General features: G+C 65.2%; 12 protein-coding genes and 1 pseudogene. 10 read left to right on the top strand and 3 right to left on the bottom strand.

Features of this window, described 5'->3' with window-relative positions:
- Positions 1-240: 240 nt before the first annotated feature.
- The 8 genes and pseudogenes from ACICHK_RS41995 to ACICHK_RS41960 form a co-directional block, all read left to right on the top strand.
- Positions 241-1,437, top strand: coding sequence for an ATP-binding protein (locus tag ACICHK_RS41995; RefSeq protein ID WP_406841581.1), 1,197 nt, complete (start codon positions 241-243; stop codon positions 1,435-1,437).
- Entirely contained in the window at positions 1,434-2,282 is an 849-nt protein-coding gene (locus ACICHK_RS41990) for a roadblock/LC7 domain-containing protein (protein WP_406841580.1), read from the top strand. The genes ACICHK_RS41995 and ACICHK_RS41990 overlap by 4 nt, the downstream gene beginning before the upstream one ends.
- Complete coding sequence (locus tag ACICHK_RS41985; protein WP_406841579.1) at positions 2,275-2,655, top strand: DUF742 domain-containing protein; 381 nt, start codon at positions 2,275-2,277, stop codon at positions 2,653-2,655. The genes ACICHK_RS41990 and ACICHK_RS41985 overlap by 8 nt, the downstream gene beginning before the upstream one ends.
- A gap of 3 nt (positions 2,656-2,658) precedes the next feature.
- Positions 2,659-3,219: a GTP-binding protein gene (locus ACICHK_RS41980; RefSeq protein ID WP_406841578.1), complete on the top strand. Its 561-nt coding sequence runs from the start codon at positions 2,659-2,661 to the stop codon at positions 3,217-3,219.
- Between the two features lie 10 nt (positions 3,220-3,229).
- Entirely contained in the window at positions 3,230-4,591 is a 1,362-nt protein-coding gene (locus tag ACICHK_RS41975; RefSeq protein WP_406841577.1) for a cytochrome P450, read from the top strand.
- A 104-nt stretch (positions 4,592-4,695) separates the two neighbouring features.
- Positions 4,696-5,934, top strand: coding sequence for a cytochrome P450 (locus tag ACICHK_RS41970; protein WP_406841910.1), 1,239 nt, complete (start codon positions 4,696-4,698; stop codon positions 5,932-5,934).
- Positions 5,931-6,728, top strand: coding sequence for an enoyl-CoA hydratase/isomerase family protein (locus tag ACICHK_RS41965; RefSeq protein ID WP_406841576.1), 798 nt, complete (start codon positions 5,931-5,933; stop codon positions 6,726-6,728). Before ACICHK_RS41970 ends, ACICHK_RS41965 begins: the two co-directional genes overlap by 4 nt.
- Before the next feature lie 221 nt (positions 6,729-6,949).
- Positions 6,950-7,149, top strand: a pseudogene (locus tag ACICHK_RS41960) (hypothetical protein); the annotation flags it as partial.
- On the opposite strand, the gene ACICHK_RS41955 reads toward ACICHK_RS41960, so the two are convergent.
- Positions 7,119-7,487, bottom strand: coding sequence for a hypothetical protein (locus ACICHK_RS41955; protein ID WP_406841575.1), 369 nt, complete (start codon positions 7,485-7,487; stop codon positions 7,119-7,121). The pseudogene ACICHK_RS41960 and the gene ACICHK_RS41955 sit on opposite strands and share 31 nt — an antisense overlap.
- Positions 7,488-8,490: 1,003 nt before the next feature.
- Between ACICHK_RS41955 and ACICHK_RS41950 the strand changes: the two genes are divergently transcribed.
- Positions 8,491-12,372 (top strand): kelch repeat-containing protein, encoded by a 3,882-nt coding sequence (locus ACICHK_RS41950; RefSeq protein ID WP_406841574.1) that lies wholly within the window; start codon positions 8,491-8,493, stop codon positions 12,370-12,372.
- Positions 12,373-12,440: 68 nt separating this feature from the next.
- Here ACICHK_RS41950 and ACICHK_RS41945 read toward each other — a convergent pair whose 3' ends face one another.
- A complete protein-coding gene (locus ACICHK_RS41945) occupies positions 12,441-15,338 on the bottom strand; it encodes a helix-turn-helix transcriptional regulator (RefSeq protein ID WP_406841573.1) in 2,898 nt (965 codons plus the stop codon).
- 355 nt (positions 15,339-15,693) lie between these two features.
- Here ACICHK_RS41945 and ACICHK_RS41940 point away from each other — a divergent pair, with 355 nt between their 5' ends.
- Positions 15,694-15,951: a transposase gene (locus ACICHK_RS41940; RefSeq protein WP_406841909.1), complete on the top strand. Its 258-nt coding sequence runs from the start codon at positions 15,694-15,696 to the stop codon at positions 15,949-15,951.
- Positions 15,952-16,770: 819 nt separating this feature from the next.
- On the opposite strand, the gene ACICHK_RS41935 is transcribed toward ACICHK_RS41940, so the two are convergent.
- On the bottom strand, positions 16,771-17,535 hold the full coding sequence (locus tag ACICHK_RS41935) for a pirin family protein (RefSeq protein ID WP_406841572.1): 765 nt from the start codon (positions 17,533-17,535) through the stop codon (positions 16,771-16,773).
- Between the last annotated feature and the right edge of the window lie 37 nt (positions 17,536-17,572).

Below are 17,572 nucleotides of genomic sequence, written 5' to 3'. Positions count from 1 at the left end.
CAACTGACTTGTGTTGATGCTGTGTTACTCGCCTCGACGTAGTGGCCGGAGAGGTTTTTGCCCAGTTGGGCGGTGGTACCATTCCGGGCGTCCGCGACCTTGATCCACATTTTTTGGTGGGCGGCCTTCAGCCGGCATGCACACCATGAGGCGGCGGCCACGCTGTGCTGAGTGGCTGGGTTCGCGATTCGCGGTTGGTGGCCCGTGGCCTTTCGCAGGTGCGCGCCGAGAAGGGTTTCCATGAGTCAAGACGTACTGATGTGGTGCTTGGTTGCGGTTGCGGTGACAGCCGTCGCTGCGGTCGTCGCACTTGCCGTCCGCAACAGGGCCCTGGGAGGGAACAGACGCCGCTCCGAGGCCGCTCTAACGGAGAAGCTGGACTTCCTTCAGCAACAACTGAACGCTTCACGTGCCGAATTGGAGCGGTTCCAGCGAGGTCAGGACGTCGTCATCAGCGAGGCAGAGCACAGGTCGGAGGAGAGCACAAAGGCCGTTCTGAAGGGCGCCGCCCGGTTTCTTCAGAGCCTCGCGGCAGAGCAGACGTCCCTCCTGGACGAGATTCAGCGCAAGTACGGGGGTCACTCGGTCCTGTCGGACCTGCTTGAAGTGCAGCACGCCAATGCGCAGATGGCGCGCAAGGCGCAGGGCATCGCTGTCATGTGCGGCGCGCCGCTGGGCCGCCGCAACAAGCCCGCCAGTGCCTACGACGTTGTGCGTAGCGCCCAGGGACAGATCCGTAACTTTCAGCGGATCGAGATCATGGAGCAGAGTGGCGTCGCCCTGAAGGCGACCGCGGTCGCGCCCGTCGCATTGGCGGTCGCCGAGTTGCTCGACAATGCCGCCAGCTTCTCCCAGCACGACGCGCCCATCGAGGTCACTTTCCGGCGGGTGCAGAGCAACCTGTGCATCATCATCGATGACGCGGGTGTCGGCATGAACGACGAGGACCGTCAGAAAGCTGCCGCGCTGCTGACCGGTGATGCGGTTCTGCAGTTGTCGCGGCTGGGTAACCAGCCCAAGTTCGGCTTCCCGGTCATCGGGCTGATTGCCCGCCAGTACGGGTTCCGGGTGGACGTCACCGGGGTCTCCCGCTACGGCGGGGTGCGTGCTGTCGTCCTGCTGCCCAAGGAGCTGTGGACCGTGGAGGAAACACCGCCGGTCTCTGAGGAGAACGACGCACCCATCAGCATTCACCGCGCCGACAGCCAGCCTCGTGCTGCCTCGCGCACCACTCACGGCCTGCCCAGGCGTGCCTCGCGCCAGGCGCCGATCGCCAGCATTCCCAACACTGCCGACAATGCCGGCAGCCCCGGCGCGTCGACGGCTTCACGGTCGGTGAGGCACTCCTCTGGCAGCAGCCTGGGCGCACTGCAACGAGGAACCCGCTCCGGGCGAAACCTCGACGCCCCCTCGCCTGAAGGTACCGAAGACGCATGAGTACAGACCTGTCGTGGATGCTGACGGATATTGTCGAGAACGTACCCAAGGCTTTGCATGCCGTACTGCTGTCCGCCGACGGCATCCCCCGTGGGGCCACGGATGGCCTCACCGACCGCAGCGCGCGCACGATCTCTGTGGCCATGGCCGGGATGCAGTCCCTGAGTCGAGCCACGGCTCACTTCGCGGGGACCGTCGAGGATCGGCAGTGGAATCAGACGATCATTGAGTTCGCGCAGGGATGGGTCTTCCTCGTCGGCGCCGGACAGGGGGCATACCTGGCCGCTGCCGCCGAGCCCGACGTGGACATGCAGCAGATCTCCTTCCGCATGCACCGGCTCGTCGCGCGGCTGGGCGAAAACCTCGCCTCACCTCCTCGGGTCACTTCTCCCCAGGGTGCCGCGAATCCGGGAGCCGACGCCGGCCGTCAGCAGGTTTTGGGCGGACGGGGGTTCGTCCTCGACGACCTGGACCGGGTGATCGCCGAGGTGCCTGGCGCCCGGCACGCCCTCCTGCTGGGTGCTGAGGGCCTGCCGCGCGGGGGAAGCACTGGCATCGGCAGGGACCTGGCGGACACGATCTCCGCCGCGATGACGGGTATTCACGCCTATAGCAGGGCCACTTCGCGGTTCATGGGCTCTTCGGAGCAGACCGACTGGCGGCAGACAGTCATCGAGTTCCAGCACGGGTGGATCTTCCTGATCGCTGCTGGGGAGGATGCCTTGCTGGCTGCGGCTGCCGAGCACGACTGTGACATTGAGGAGTTCACCACACGTCTGCACGACGTGGTGCCGTTGCTGGTTCCCGGTGGGGCCGCTCAAGGACAGGGAGCTCGAGATGCGTGACGATGCAGATCGTGGCCTGGAGCTCGCGGGCGACTTAGTTCCTCTGTTCGTGATCACGCAGGGACGTGCGCTGCCCCCGCCGCACGAGTTCTCGCACACCACTTTGGTGACCGCGCAAGAGGGAGTACACGCCGCACGCTCCCTAGGGCCAGAGGCCCGCGCTGTCATGGACCTGGTCGTTGACGGATTTCTTTCCGTGGCGGAGGTAGCGGGTCATACACATCTGCCCCTGGGAGTCGTCCGCATCCTCCTGGCACAGATGCAGGAGAGTGGCCTGCTGGTTGTCAGGAACCCGGTTCCGAGCGCTGTACGTCCCGACCGAGCCCTGCTCAGCGCGGTGCTCGATGGCCTAAAGACCCGATTCGGAGCGTAACGCGTGTATCTGGAGCCAGACGTCTCCCATGCAGTGAAGATCCTCATAGTGGGGCACTTCGGAGTGGGTAAGACCACGTGCATCGGCAGCATCTCCGAAATAGAGCCGCTGCAGACCGAGGAGGAGATCACCGAGGCCAGCGAGGGCTTCGATGACCTCTCGCAGACTCCCGACAAAGTGACCACAACGGTGGCCATGGACTTCGGCCGACTGACGCTCAGCGACACACTGGTCCTGTACCTCTTCGGGACTCCGGGTCAGGAACGGTTCAAGGAGATGTGGGAGGGCTTGTCCCGAGGGGCTTTGGGGGCGCTGGTCCTGGTCGACCCCGAACGGCTCCAGGAAAGTTTTTCCATCCTGGACTTGGTCGAGCGCTTCGGGCTGACATACGCGATCGGCGTCAACCGCTTCGACGGAACGACCGACTACCCCCTCGACGAGGTGCGCGACGCACTGAACCTGGCTGCCGAGACTCCCGTCGTGCACTGTGACGTGCGCGATCAGCAGTCCTCGGCGCAGGCTCTCATCACCCTCGTGCAGCACCTCATGACCACCCTCGGCTAGGAGTCACCGTATGCAGCACCACTTCGACACCGCCGAAACATCGGCAGGCTGCCCCGCTCACCAAAACGTCAAGCTGTACGGGCCCGAGTTCGGCGCCGAACCCGAGAGCCACTACGCATACCTGCGCGCCCAAGGTCCAAGCGCCCCGGTCGACATCGCGCCGGGCGTCGAGGTCGAACTGGTCACAAGCTACGACACCGGCCTGCATATCCTGCAGAACCCGGTGACGTTCGTACGGGACGCCAGACGCTGGAACGCTCTGAACGAGGGCCGAGTGCCGGAGGACAGCCCGGCTCTCCCGATGATGGGATACCGCCCCAATGCCCTGTTCAGCGACGGCGCCGCCCACGCCCGCCTGAGACAGGCAGTCACTGACAGTCTCGCGACCGTCGACGAACTGCAGCTGGTACGGCAGACCCAGCAGTCGGCCGACTACCTGATCAGTCGTTTCAGTTCCGACGCGCGAGGTCAGGCGGAGCTGATGGCTGACTACGCTCAGCCTCTTCCCCTACTGGTCTTCAGCGATTTGTTCGGCTGTCCGCCAGAGATAGGTGACCGTGTCATCACCGGCATCAGCGGTATCTTCGCTGGCACTCCGGGCGCCGATGTCACGCTCGGAGGGGCTCTCGCGGAGCTCATCGCTTTGAAGCACGAGAGTCCGGGCGAGGATCTGACGACGCGCTTGATGCAGCATTCCGCGAAGCTGAGTGACGAGGAGGTACTGCATCAGTTGGTGACTTTGCTGTCCGGGGGCACCGCTCCTCTCGCGGCAGCCATTGGCACCAGTACCGCGTTGTACCTCGACGAGCAGTGGCCGGCTGCTCTGCCGGTGGAGGACGCCGTCCTGCAGACGCTGTGGAACTATGCGCCGATCGCCAACTACGCCGCCCACTATCCGACCCAGGACGTCGAGCTCGGCGGAAGGATCCTGCGCGCCAACAACCCGGTGTTGATCTCGTTCGCTGCGGCCAACACCGACCCCAGACTCACCGAGCATCGTGAACAGCTCAGCTCCAAGGCGCATCTGGCCTTCGGTGCCGGGCCGCACGCATGTCCGGCCAAGGACCCAGCGTTCATGATCGCGGTGAGTGCCGTCGAATCTCTGCTCAACCGGCTGCCCGACATTGAGATGCGCGTCGCTTTCAAAGATCTCGCCTGGGTGCCAGCACCGTGGAGCCGATCCCTGGTTGCCGCCCCGGCGCGGTTCACCCCGCGTGCGGTGAAGCCGGCCGGAGCTCCGGCAGATACTGCGACGGCTCCCGTCGCCCATGTTCCCTCCACCACCGTCCCCCGGATCCCGCACACGGTGCCGCGGTCCCAGTCCAAGGGCGGGCTGTTCAGCCGCTTCCTGGCCTGGACCAGGGGCGAGTGATGTAGGTAACGTCACGAGGACAGTGATGTATTGGATGGTTCAACCACTCAAAGGGTACGGATGACGGCTGTTGCTCAGAGAAAGGAGCCGTCATCACAGGCCACATCATCACCGCGACCACCGACCGCCGAACCGCCGTCTCGCTGTTCTCTCGCCTGCGCACGGCGGAGGGGCAAAAAGATCCCTTCCCGATCTACACGGAGCTCCGGTCGCGTGGGGGAGTCGTTCCCGCCCCCTGGGGCGGTTTCCTCGTGACCCACTACGATCTCTGCGACCGCATCCTGCGCAGCAACAAGTGGCTGGAGCCGGACACCCGATGGCGGGAGAAACAGGGTCTGCGGACCCGTTGGAGCGCTCCCTCCGCCCGTGAGATCAGCAGGACTCTGCCCGCCCTCAACCCTCCAGAACACACGCGTGTCCGCAGAGCCGCCGGGGGTTTCGACCGCAGCACCGTTCAGCAGATCGGACAGAGAGTCGAGCGGATTGTCGAAACTCTCCTCATCTCCCTGACCCGTCAAGTGCATGAAGGAGAGGTGGACTTCGCCGCCCTGATCAGCGAAGAACTGCCTGTCGCGACTGTGGGGGACTGGCTTGCCCTGCCGCCTGCAGACTGGCCCAGGCTGCGTGAACTGACGCACGAGCAGGTCTTCACCCAGGAGCTATTGCCCAGCGCAAGCCAGTTGGCGCGCTCCGACCTGGCCATGGTCGAACTGCGTAACTATTTTGTAGAACTGGTTCGCGAGCGTCGAAGGCATCTGCGTGAAGATCCTGTATCACGGTGGATCACCGCTTGGGATGCCATGGAACCCGACCAGGACAAGGCCGATGAAGCTGTCTACTTCCTGGCCCTGTTCGTTCTCCTGGCCGCTCTGGAGACCACCTCCACTCTGCTGTCCACTGTGACGCTTCAACTCATTGAGAACCCCGATCACTGGAACCTCCTCATTACCCGCCCCAACCTGGTGCCCGCGTTCGTGGAGGAATCCTTGCGATTCGACCCGCCTTCGCATGTCATCAGCCGGGTCGCCGCGAACGACTGCACCCTGGACGGTGTTGACGTCCGCGCGGACGACATGGTTCACCTCATGATCGGTGCGGCCCACCGTGACCCCGCCAGGCACGCTAACCCCGATCGCTTCGACCCCCATCGCAAGCCCGGCCATCTTGCTTTCAGCGGAGGCCTCCACTACTGCCTCGGCGCCCCGCTGGCCCGGCTGGAAGCCCAGACCCTTCTCCGCCAACTCGTTCGTCGCCTGCCGCGACTCACCCTGGTGCGCCGGCCCGTTATGGCACCCCGGGTGGCGTTCAGGCGCCTGTTGAACCTGGATGTCGCCCTCGCATGAATCCTTCCTCCACCTCTCTGACACGCGTCCTGCAGGACGCGATACACACCGAGCAGGACGGGCCTATCCTCCGCGTCCACCTGAACCCCGCCCGGCAGGACGACACACTGAGCGTGGCGGTCCTCGACAGCCTGCTCGCCCTTCTCGATGGTCTCCACGAGCGGCCCGACGTCCGAGTCCTTGTTCTTTCCTCCCTCGGAGAGGACTTCTGCCTGGGAGCAAACCGCGCCGAGTACGAGGCCGCCTTGGCCATGGATCCCTCAGGAGCGGTCCTGCGGCGCATCGGTGACAAGGCTCAACGGCTCTGTCACGCCATCGAGAACGCCCACGCCGTCACTATCGCGCGTCTGCACGGCAAGGTGATAGGCGCGGGCCTGGCACTTGCGGCGTATTGCGACCTGCGTGTAGGAGCTGACAGCTGCCGCTTCCGCATGCCCGAGGTGGGTCTTGGCCTCCCCCCGGCATGGGGCGGGGCCATGGGGCGCCTCGTCGCCGAGGCAGGCGCCGCAAGGATCCGCGAGCTCATGCTCACCTGCACGGACTTCGACGCTGCCACGGCCCACCAGCTCGGTATCCTCCACCATGTCGTTCCCTTCAGCCAGTTGGACCGTGCCGTCAACGCCTGGACCGGGCCATTGTTGCGCCGTGCGCCGGAAGCACTCGTCCTGACCAGACGCATGCTCGCCGGCTACGCCCGCGCCGACCGTATTGCCGACGTGTCTCTGCTGGACTCCCATCTCCTGACCGGCCAGCTCATTCCTGGAGCGCACAAGAACAACGCCCCCGCTATTTAGCTAGCGCTCTGACCGGGAAGGTTCGCCGGGTCGGCGGTTGGAACGGCTGGATGGGCAATGACGTCCGTTTCGACCGCTGGAGGTGTGGTGGTTGAGCCTGTGAAGGTGCGCCGACTGACCGATCAGGAGGGGCAGAAGCTGCAGCAGACCGTGCCATGACCCAAGATCGAGCTACCTGGCAGCACCACATCGCCCAACATCAGCTCGCCGCTTGACATGGAAGCGTCAACGGGCTGCTGCGGCAATACTTTCCCAAGGGCACCGACCTTTCGGTCCGTCCTCGTGAGCACCTTGATGCAGGAACGGCCGAGTTGAAAGCCGCCCTCGCAAGACGCTCGGCTGGGCAACGCCCGTTGATCGTCTGCACGCGCTGACGGCCTCTCCGTCGTATTACTTGAGGTCCTCGCTCTCCCAGGGGTAGACGAAGAGGCCAGGCCAGACGCCCCATGCGTTGAGCACCGTGATCAGTTCAGACTCGTCCGTGGCGTCAGCGGTCCCGATCAGGACTGCTCCGATGTCATAGTGGAAGCCGTCGATGCGTTCGCGGTCGTACTCCCAGTGCTCAAGGCGAAAGCTGCGTTCAGCGTCGCTACGAACCCATCCCTCGCCCTGTGCCTGGGCGTCGGGATCGCTCTTCTTGGGGTGGACGTCCATAAATGCCTGGCGGACCGGCCGCGATGCTGGGACTTCCGCAACGAGCCTTCTGCCGAGGCGGAGTGCGCTCAGTTTGTTCACAGGCCAGCTCGATCCGTCGTTCATGAGGCTTCATCCTGGCCTGGCCACCAGGGACGAGTGGCGCGGCCAGGCGATGACTTTTGCTGGTTGCTCAGCCAGCGGCCACCAGAGCGCAACACCACCCCGCCACCGCTGCTTGCAGCTTGGTCAACTCACCGCGTGTTGCAACGATCCCTTGAGTCCATCCCTTTCGCCGCCAGCCAGTTCTTGCAACACGCCAGCTCGTGTCGAGGACATGTGTGGTGCTTGAACAAGTTCGTGACACCGTGGCGCTGGCCAGGGTGGGATGAATATCCCGACATGCGCTGCTTTGGCCGCAGGCGCACGATCCGGCGATGCCGTCCAACACCGCCTCAAGTGCTTCGAAGCCGAACGATTGGTGAGTACTCCGTGCCGACGGCGCCAGCCACTGGCAGGCCAAGGGCACGGCAGGTGGCATTTTTTAGGTCATCCACCCGATGGTTTCACGCACCGTCGATCACGAAGAATCGTCCTTCAACGACATCCAGCACCCGGGGCGAGCCCTGAGGAACTGTCGGCCTACTGAAGGATCCGATGGTGTACCGAAGGGCGGCCGTCGCGGGTGTGCCCCGCGCGGTCTGCTTGGAGCGTAGATCAGCGAAGAGGCCCAGAAGAGGAGACCCGGGTTAACAGCGCTGAAAGTCCTCCGCGTTCAGAGCGAACGAACGGTGGCAGTCCGAGACAGATGAGTGTGGTAGGCCACCGCTTCTACCAGTGAGCGCAGCGAGTTTCATCCGAGGCGACGACCGGAGAAATCTGGTCCGATGACGCCTTGTGGCAGGTGTGCCTGACAACGGGGCATTTGTTCATTTCTTGAGCGCAGGTGCACTGCTCCCATCGGGGCGTGGCCCTGCACTTGATGTCAGAGGAGTACGTTGCTGTGAAGGAAACTTCGAATGGTCTCGCCTCCGGGGAGGCGATATCCCCGCCGGGTGGTGGTCCGGGACGGCGTCGGCAAACGGGCCGGCTTGCCCGTGCCCTGGCGGTCACTGGCACGATGGTCTTGATGACGATCGACGCCTCGGCAGTCGGCGCTGCAGCAGCGTCAGGTTCCGGTGCTCAGGCGGAACGGACCCTGAAGATGTGTTCCGCCCCTGTGTCCACGGGCTATGCGCAGTGTTTGTCGGAACTGGTGGTGACTCCGCCCTCGTCGGGATCCCGTACCGCAGCTGTCACTCCCCGAGGCCTGACTCCGGACGATCTATTGAGTGCCTACAACCTGCCCGCTAACGGCGGCAAGGGCGCCACCATTGCGATCGTCGATGCCTTTGACGACCCCAACGCTGCCGAGGATCTGGCGGTCTATCGCGCGCAGTTCGGTCTTCCTGCGTTGGCTCCGGGTCAGTTTCGGAAGGTGAACCAGTCCGGTGAAGAGGGTAATTACCCGGTTCCCGATGCCGAGTGGGCGGGTGAGATCTCCCTCGATCTCGACATGGTCTCCGCGATCGCACCCTACGCCAACATTTTGCTGGTGGAGACGGACACCAACTCGTTCGACAACCTTGGCGCCGGTGTGGATCGCGCCGTAGCTTTGGGCGCGACCGCGGTGTCCAACAGCTATGGCGCTCCTGAACAGGACCCGTCGAGGGAAGGCGAGATCGCTCGCCACTACGACCACCCTGGCGTTCCGATCACCGTCTCAGCCGGAGATTCCGGCTACGGTGTGCAGAGCCCGGCGAACCTGCCGACCGTGACCTCCGTGGGCGGCACTTCTCTCGTCAAAGATTCCTCGACCGCGCGTGGCTGGAGCGAGTCGGTGTGGTTCAACAGCCACGGCGGCACTGGCTCGGGCTGCTCGCAGTACCAGCAGAAGCCTGCCTTCCAGAAGGACACCGGCTGCGAGCACCGCACCGTTGCTGATGTTTCCGCCGTGGCCGACCCGGTGACGGGCGTTGCCGTGTACGACAGTTATGGCGGTGCCGTCCCCGGCGGCTGGGGTCAGTTCGGCGGTACCAGCGCATCGGCACCGATCATCGCTGGCGTGTATTCCCTGGCCGGGCGGGCCGTGTCCGGGCAATACCCGAATACGTATCCCTACGCTAACGCTGACTCTCTCAACGATGTCACCACCGGCGCCGACGGCGCCTGCACGCCCGAATACCTGTGCTCCGCACAGAAGGGGTACGACGGGCCCACTGGCCTGGGAACTCCTGACGGTCTCAAGGCCTTCACCGCCGCAGCGCGGGGTGAGGTCTCCGGAACCGTAACCGACGCCGACACGCATAAGGCCATCAAGAACGCGAAGGTGACGATCGGCAGTCTCAGCGTACGAACGGACAACAGCGGTCAGTACGATGTGACTGTTCTTCCCGGCACCTACAATGTATCTGCCGACGAGTACGCCTATCTGCATATGTCGGTCAGTGGTGTTGTCGTGGGGCAGGACCAGCATGTCACTCGCGACTTCGCGCTGAAGCCGGCTCCCATGACGACAGTCAAGGGGACCGTCACCGACGGATCGGGGCACGGCTGGCCGCTGTACGCCTCGATCGACGTTGATGAGGGCATTCCGAGCGGCGCGGTCCAATCCGATCCGCGTTCTGGCCGCTTCACAGTGAGTGTCCCCCGCAACGGCGCTCACACCTTGCATGTCGCGTCCGAGTACGCCGGCTACATCCCGCAGAACGCTGACATCACCGTGGGCAGCAGCCCTGTCGTCCGTGACGTCCGCCTCACCGCCGACCCCGCGCCTGCGGAGGATGTTGCCGCTCCCGGCTATACGCTGCGCAGCACCGACTACAGCCAGAGCTTCGACGGCCCCGGCCTGCCCGATGGCTGGCATGTGGACACGACAGCGGGGTCCGGCTGGAGCGTCGACACCACGCCCATCGATCCTGGCCTGGGCGGGACCCCGCTGATCAAGGGCGGTTACGCCTCCATCAGCAGCAGCCCGCTCACCCCGGCGGAATCCACCTTGACCAGCGCCGCGATCAAGGTGAACAACACCGGGCGGCAGGTTCTGGCGTTCGACGAGCAGCAGCTGCTGGGACGGGCGACCATCGACGTCAGCGCCGACAACGGCGCTACCTGGACCAATGTATTCACCGACGTCGGACGTATCGTCAGCCCCACACACCGGGAGACCCCCCTTCCTGACTCCGTGCGTGGCCAGACGGTCCGGTTCCGCCTGAAATACAGTGCGGACCAGAACGGTTTCCCCGTCGGTCAGGGCTGGATCGTCGACAACCTGCAGGTGGTCACCAAGGAACTGCGCCTCGTTCCCGGTGGCCTGGTGGTCGGTGTCACCCGGGATGCCAACACCAAGGCAGCCCTCAACGATGTCACCCTCGACATGAGCGGTGCCGCCTCGCAGAAGGCGTACTCCGGCCCCCTGGGCAGTGGGAAGCAGCTCCAGGGCTACTACGTTGCCTTCGTTCCGGGCTCGGGCACCGTCAAGCTAACAGCGTCCCTGTTCCCGTACACGAACACCACGAAGAGAATCTCCGTCGCCAAGAACCGCCTGATCGATGGCGACATCGACGTTGCCGTAGGCCGCCTGGCGGTCAAGCCCGCTGCGGTGTCGGCCATCACCGCCCCCGGACACAGCGTGCACCAGGACATCACGGTGACCAACACCGGTTCGGCGCCCGTCACCGTCGCCGTGGGTGAAACCGACGCGGCAACGACGCATCCAAAGGTGACCGCAATACCCAAGACCCTGCCTACACCGTCAACTGACCTGCGTAGTCAGCTGGCAGCAGCCAGGAAACTCAGGGCCAAGGGCCCCCTCTCCGCGAAGGCTGCCCGCCGCCTGGCCGCCACGCCACCGATGCATGCGGCATCGTCGCCCTCACCTCAGGGAAGCATCGCCGATCTGCCCGGTGCCGTGATGTACAACCTTGCTGAGACGGACCCGAAGAGCGGCAGCGTCTACTCAGGCTTCGGCCTGAACAGCCAGGGCTTTGCTTCCGACTCCTTCGGCGCCTACAACCCGTCCACCGACACCTGGACCGCCAAGGCTTCCCCTTTGAAGGGAACCGCGGATGCCGCGCACGCCTTCATCGGCGGCAAGCTGTACGTCACGGGCGGATTCAACTTCATGGACCCGTCGCTGTTCATCGCGACGACCCAGGTCTACACCCCGGCCACCGACACGTGGTCGACTGCCAGCGACAACCCGGCCCCGACCGTCGGCAGCGGCAGCGCCGTCCTGAAGGGGAAGCTCTACATCGTCAGCGGCATCGACACGCAGCAGGAGCTCACCAGCCGCGTTGAGGTGTACGACCCGGACACCGACACCTGGACCCAGGCAGGCGACTATCCAATACCGGCGCAGGACTTGTCCTGCGGAACCGCTGCCGGCGTCCTGTACTGCGCGGGCGGAGGCACGCCGTTTCCCCAGCAGAAGGTCTTTGCCTACGACCCGGCCACCGACAAGTGGACGGCCAAGGCCGATCTGCCCCGTGGACTCCTCGGCGCCGCAAGCACGGTGGCCGACGGGAAGTTGCTGCTCGCCGGCGGCGTCACCTACAGCGCCGACGGTACTCAGGTCGTCACCAACCAGGCGCTTGCCTACGACCCGGCCGCCGACCGCTGGACGCCGCTGCCTAACTTGGGCACACCGCGAGCCTGGGCGGCAGGTGCCCTCGGCTTCTACGTCCTTGGCGGAGGAACCGACTCGGCCGAACTGATTCCCGGCCATAACCGGACCGAGCCGACCGATCTGCCCTGGCTGGCGGAGAGCAAGAAGCTGATCACCATCGCGCCTGGTCAACACACGACCCTGCGCCTGGAGTTCTCCCCGGAGAAGGTACCCGGCAGTAACGGACAGGCTGCTGTCACCGGCGGGCTGACATTCACCACGAACAGCCCCTACGTGACCGGGGACCTGCCCGTCACTCTCACCGTCCGCCAGCCTGCTGGCTGCGGACACCAACACCACTGCTGATCCAGATCCTGCTGAACGACACCGACTGGGGCGGTCCGGCACCTTTGCCGGACCGCCCCAGTGCGTCGTCACAATGAGGCCGGTTCAATTCCGGCCTGGGTCGCACGGACCGCTAGCGCAGTCCGCGACGTCGTGCCGTACTTGCGCATCGCCGAATTCAGCTGAGCGGCGACCGTCTTGGGCGACCGGAACAGGCGTCTGCCTATTTCCGGCGTCGTCAATCCGGCCAGCATGAGCCGCAGCACCTCCAGTTCCCTGGGCGACAGCTCGGTTCCGTACCCGCGCCGCCCTGGCCCCGGGCCCCCCAGGGCGCGCAGCATGCGATCGAGCCTGAGCGCATCACCGTCTGCTCCGAGAAGCGCGTACTCCTCTCGCACCTCGGCCAACAAGGATCGGCCAGATTGGCGGGAGCCCGCTCGCAATATGGCGCGGGCACGGCGCTCACGGGCCCGCAGTGCGTCGTAGGGCTGCGACGTGTTGGCGCAGGAATCGGCGGCCAACCCCCACAGTTCGGCTGCCTCAATCACCTGGCCCAAGCCCTCGGCCAGTGCCGCCCGGCACAGGGCGAGTCCGGCGTGCGGACCTGGCGCGTCCAAGGTTTTCAACCCGTCGGTGAACGCCTCGGTCAAGCGGCGCGCCTCGTCGACCTGGCCGGACGCCAGCAGGGCGTCCACCCGAGCCGGCCCGATGGCCGATGCCCATAGCCACAGCTTTTTGCCCTCCACGACACGCATCGGGCTGTCCGTCAGCGCAAGAGCCTCAGACGACCGGTCTTCCTCCAGTGCCAGCCGGGCCAGCGCCGCGGCCGGCTCCAGGCACATGTCCATAATCCGGCGGCGCTCGCCCTCCTCGAGCACCCTGCGCAGTGCGCTCCCGGCCTCGTCCCATCTACCACGAGCCGCCATGTGCAATCCGCTGACCAGCATCGCTTCCAGACGGACCAGCGGCTCGTCACGGAACTCGGCCAGAGTCCCTGCCTGCTCCTGGAGCCCCTCCCAGTGTCCGGTTGCCCAGTCGAGGCGCAGCATCGTGCCCAGTGCCATGCGCTCGATGCGGCCGTAGCCGTGGAGCGAGGCCAGGGCGAGAGCCTGTTCAAGACTTTCCCGCGCCCGGGCGTGGTGTCCCCATTGGATGGCGGCGCTGCCGATGTTGAGAAGATTGCGGGTCTGATGCAGCTTCTCCGCCTGCGACGTGGCATTCGTGGGCATCAGGTCACTGAGTTCCCAGCCGGAGTTCTCACCCAGCGCAAGCCGCGCCAGAACACCGTCGGCGAGATGGGACAGGCGCTCAGCCTCGGATAGAGGACTTGCCGTGGCCAGTTTGTCTGCCCGCTCGAGCCAGACCAGATGGTCGGCGACGGTCAGCATCGAGGTGTGGGGCTGGCTCAAGACAGCCATCGCGGTCACTGCTGTTGCCGGGTCGTGCTCCAGGTCGGGTAGCGCACGTTCGAACTCCTCTGCTGCGGCGCCGGGTTCGCCTGCGTGCAGGAGCATCCGGCCCAGCTGGCTGCGGACGACAGCACGGTCAGCAGCGGTCAGGGACTGAGTGGAGAGGGTGTCCTGCAGGGTGCCGACCAGCTGATCGAGCCCGGCGTACCCGGCGAGCATCGGCATTTTTGCGGCGAGCCGGGCCACGGTTGGGGCAGGCAGTTCCGGGTCGCCGAGGATCTGGTGCAGGTGTTCGGTCGCGCTCTGGTGTGCTCCGGTAGCCAGTGCGAGATCTGCCGCCACTTCAGCGTAGTGGAACCATTTGGCCTTCTCCTGTCCTTCTCTGAAGTGGTGCGCGAGGCGTTCGGCCGGCAGGGGGGAGGCTGTCTCCAGGGCCAATGCTGCTCGTTGGTGGAACCGACGCAGATCCGTGGCGGACAGCCGGTCGTACACGGCTCGGGCAGCCAGCACATGCCGGAAGCCGATGCGGCCGGCCCGGTCTTCCGCCAGGAGACGGCTGTGTACTGCTTCGTGCACCGCCGGCCTTGCCTGAAGGTCATCGAGTCCGGCTGTCGCGGCAAGCACTGCCGGATCGGAGTCGACCATCAGTACCGCGGCAGCCCGGAGGACTTTTTGAGCCGGGTTTGAGAGGCGTATGACACGTTCTGTGACGGCATCACGGATGGTGGGAGGCACGTCGATGCCAGCCGACCGGCGGCGTTCCCAGGCGCCGTGCGAGTTGACCAGATCATCGCGCTCGTGGAGCAGCTGGACGCATTCCTCGATCGCCAGTGGCAGTCCGCCGGTGTACTCGTGCAAGGAGTGCGCGAGCTCGGGCGCGACTTGCCCGCCTCCGAGCATCGACGACACGAACGTGCTGATCTGCGGGACGGACAGCGGTGCCAGCGCGATATGGGCGCGCGCGGTCCCGGTGAAGCTGCGCGAGGACATTCTCAAGAGAGGAGATGCGGTCGGCATGTCTTCAGGCCGGTAGGTCAGAACGAGACTGAGGGGGTGGGGAGTCTGGACCAGGAGGAAGAGCAGGAGGTCCAAGGTCGTTTCGTCGGCCCAGTGCACGTCCTCGACAACCAGAACCTCCGTGCCCATAAGGTCGAGCACCTCCGCCACCGCACGGATCAGGCGGTGGCGTACGGCGCTCGGATCGTTCAGTGGCTCGGGGGCAGGCGGCAGCCCTGCGGCCCATTCCGGGAGAAAGGGCCGCAGAGCTCCGGCCAATGGGCTCAAAGGCAGCCCGGCCGCACTGTCACGAAGACGTCGGAGCAACTCGATGATCGGTCCCAGTGTGGCTGGCTGGACGAACGGGGGGCACACCGTGATGAGTGCTTTTTTGTCCTTGAGCTGGTCCAATGCCAGGGCATCTTTGACCAGTCGGCTTTTGCCGATGCCCGCTTCGCCTTCCACCAGCACAAGGCCGCGGGAATCACTCAACGCGCCGATCATGCGTGCCAGATCCGAGTCCCGCCCGATGATCTGCGGACCGCGGAGTCGAAGAGTAGACCGTCCACCTGTTGCTGCCATGTCTCGATCCACCCAAACGCTCCAGGCCATTGGCCACCGCGAGGGTCAACCGTCCAATGCCAGTCGTACTCCAATATGTGATGCGACTACTGGTGCCGAGCCGGGTGCCCTCGAATGGCGGGACCGTACACCAGCGGCATGTGTTGGCCGGGACCCGATGCCACGCTGGTGTCGCCACAGCACAGCACGGAGTTTCCGGCAGTGCACCCTGGTGATGCCGGTTGTCTCTGAAACGGGATCGTATGGGTACTTCGTCTGCCCGATTGGGTAGATCTACCGCTCGCGATCGCGAGATCTTGAGGAGCAGCGCTGATCGAATCACTGCTATTGAGGCCGTCCTGTGAGACGAAGACGGATGACCGGCAGGAGAAGCCCCGCTCGCGGGGAGATCGTCGACGCGATCCGATACGTGGTCAACACTGGCTACGCATGGCGGGCCCTGCCCAAAGACTGCTCGTCCTGGTGGAGCTGTTACGGGTTCATGGCCACAGCGCGCCGCCTGGCTTGGCGCAGAGGGGCATTGGCTCGGATGCGTCCCGGTCCCGTTCTGGTGGGCGTAGTCGGTCTCGGTCTCGGAAGGGGGCGAGACCAGGGCCAGTCGTCCCGCGGCTGAGCGCGGAAAGTAAGGCGGCCCCCCTGTTTCGGGCCTGCCCGCATGTGCGGTCGGCGGATCGGTCGGTCATGAGGCTGCGTCGTGAGAGGTAGCCCGGCCTCGCCAGAGCGCTAACAGAGGCCGGGCTCCTATCTGGGAGCCTACCTGTGCAGCGGGGTTGGATCGCTGGCCGTGAATGCGTCTTTATGTCTGAGTGCGGCCATCGAGGGATGCGGGCTGCTGATGTAGGTGGCGGGTCAGGTGCAGCGCCTCGGGGAGGGTCGATGCTGCTCGACGTGGTCGCATGGGTATCCGCGTGTGTGACGCTGCGCGAGATTCTTCCCGCGTCGCCTGGGCTGCAGGCATGTGGCTTGCTGGGGGAGTGGTGTGGCGGCCCGGGAAGCAACGGAGGAGCGTTTCCGGGCCGCCACATCAACCAACGTGGCCCCGAGTCGTGGCTGCCGCAATCCGACAGGGCCACCCGTGTGAGAGGCATTGAGGGATGAGGCAGTCGGAACTGCATGGCCACGAGGGTTTCGTCTGTGAGGGGTTGTGCTGGGGTCGGCAGCCTGTTCCGTGACGTCAATCTTGCTGAAGACGATGGCTGAGAGGCTTGCAATGAACAGTTTCCGGGCAGCGAGCAGCCCGGCTCCGTAGATGGTGCGGGGCCGGGCTGTGCGCGGGGGCCCGGAACCGGGCAGGGAACGAGAGCCCCCGGTATTGCGCACCCGTTAGCAGCGATGGTGCGCACTGTCTGGCTCAACGTGTGGGTGGGCTGTTGGGTTACGGGTTGCGCTGAGGGTGCGGATAGTGGATAGAGGGACGATGCGGCTGGGGAAGTCAGCCGATGGTCGCGTGCATCTCCCAGACGAGGATTTCCGAGGGCTCGAGGGCGGTTATCCGCTGTCCGCCGGTGGCCGTGAACCGGACGCTGTCGCCGGTGCCCAGCATTCCGGCGTCCTCGAGTGTGACGGCACCTAGAGGTACGAAGAGGTGGATGAAGGGTGCCTGGGGGAGCTCTACGGACTCGCCTGGCTGGAGCCGGGCGACGTGCAGCGCTGCGTGCTTGTTCTTGATACGGATGGCTGACGCGTTGCGATGCCGGTGCATTCCGGAGGCGACCGGTATGAGTTTTCCGGACAGCAGGTCGTTGTCGATTTCCAGCTGCTCGTAACCGGGAGCGATGCCTGCCTCGTCGGGGACCACCCACATTTGCACGAAGTGGACCGGGTCGCTGTGGGCCTCTTCGCCCAGGCGCCATGAGTCGTTCTTCTCAGAGTGAAGGATGCCGGTGCCGGCGCTCATGCGCTGCGCCAGTCCCGGATAGATCACGCCGTTGTGGCCCTCTGAATCCTGGTGCACCAGCGAACCTCGCAGGACCCAGGTGACGATCTCCATGTCCTGGTGGGGGTGGGTCTCGAAGCCGAAACCGGGCAGTACCACGTCGTCGTTGTTGACCAGCAGCAGACCGTGATGGGTGTTGGTCTTGTTGTAGTGGTGGCCGAAGGAGAAGGAGTGCTTGGAGTCCAGCCAGCCGATCCGGGTCTTGAATCGTTCCCCGGCCCGGCGGATGTCGACGTGCGGGGGCGGGGTGCTGCGGCGCATGCGTAGTCCTCTCGAAGGGGCGGACCAGTGGGCGGAG

Source organism: Streptomyces sp. AHU1 (assembly GCF_045343905.1).
In the GTDB taxonomy this organism is placed as follows: Bacteria; Actinomycetota; Actinomycetes; order Streptomycetales; family Streptomycetaceae; genus Streptomyces; species Streptomyces triticiradicis.
This window is presented reverse-complemented; position numbering and strand designations above follow the sequence as displayed.

Bases quoted from the DNA above. Each gene is read 5' to 3' on its own strand.
- ACICHK_RS41995 (WP_406841581.1), top strand. From the start codon at position 241: ATGAGTCAAGACGTACTGATGTGGTGCTTGGTTGCGGTTGCGGTGACA.
- ACICHK_RS41990 (WP_406841580.1), top strand. From the start codon at position 1,434: ATGAGTACAGACCTGTCGTGGATGCTGACGGATATTGTCGAGAACGTA.
- ACICHK_RS41985 (WP_406841579.1), top strand. From the start codon at position 2,275: ATGCGTGACGATGCAGATCGTGGCCTGGAGCTCGCGGGCGACTTAGTT.
- ACICHK_RS41975 (WP_406841577.1), top strand. From the start codon at position 3,230: ATGCAGCACCACTTCGACACCGCCGAAACATCGGCAGGCTGCCCCGCT.
- ACICHK_RS41965 (WP_406841576.1), top strand. From the start codon at position 5,931: ATGAATCCTTCCTCCACCTCTCTGACACGCGTCCTGCAGGACGCGATA.
- ACICHK_RS41955 (WP_406841575.1), bottom strand. From the start codon at position 7,487: ATGAACGACGGATCGAGCTGGCCTGTGAACAAACTGAGCGCACTCCGC.
- ACICHK_RS41950 (WP_406841574.1), top strand. From the start codon at position 8,491: ATGACGATCGACGCCTCGGCAGTCGGCGCTGCAGCAGCGTCAGGTTCC.
- ACICHK_RS41945 (WP_406841573.1), bottom strand. From the start codon at position 15,338: ATGGCAGCAACAGGTGGACGGTCTACTCTTCGACTCCGCGGTCCGCAG.
- ACICHK_RS41940 (WP_406841909.1), top strand. From the start codon at position 15,694: ATGACCGGCAGGAGAAGCCCCGCTCGCGGGGAGATCGTCGACGCGATC.
- ACICHK_RS41935 (WP_406841572.1), bottom strand. From the start codon at position 17,535: ATGCGCCGCAGCACCCCGCCCCCGCACGTCGACATCCGCCGGGCCGGG.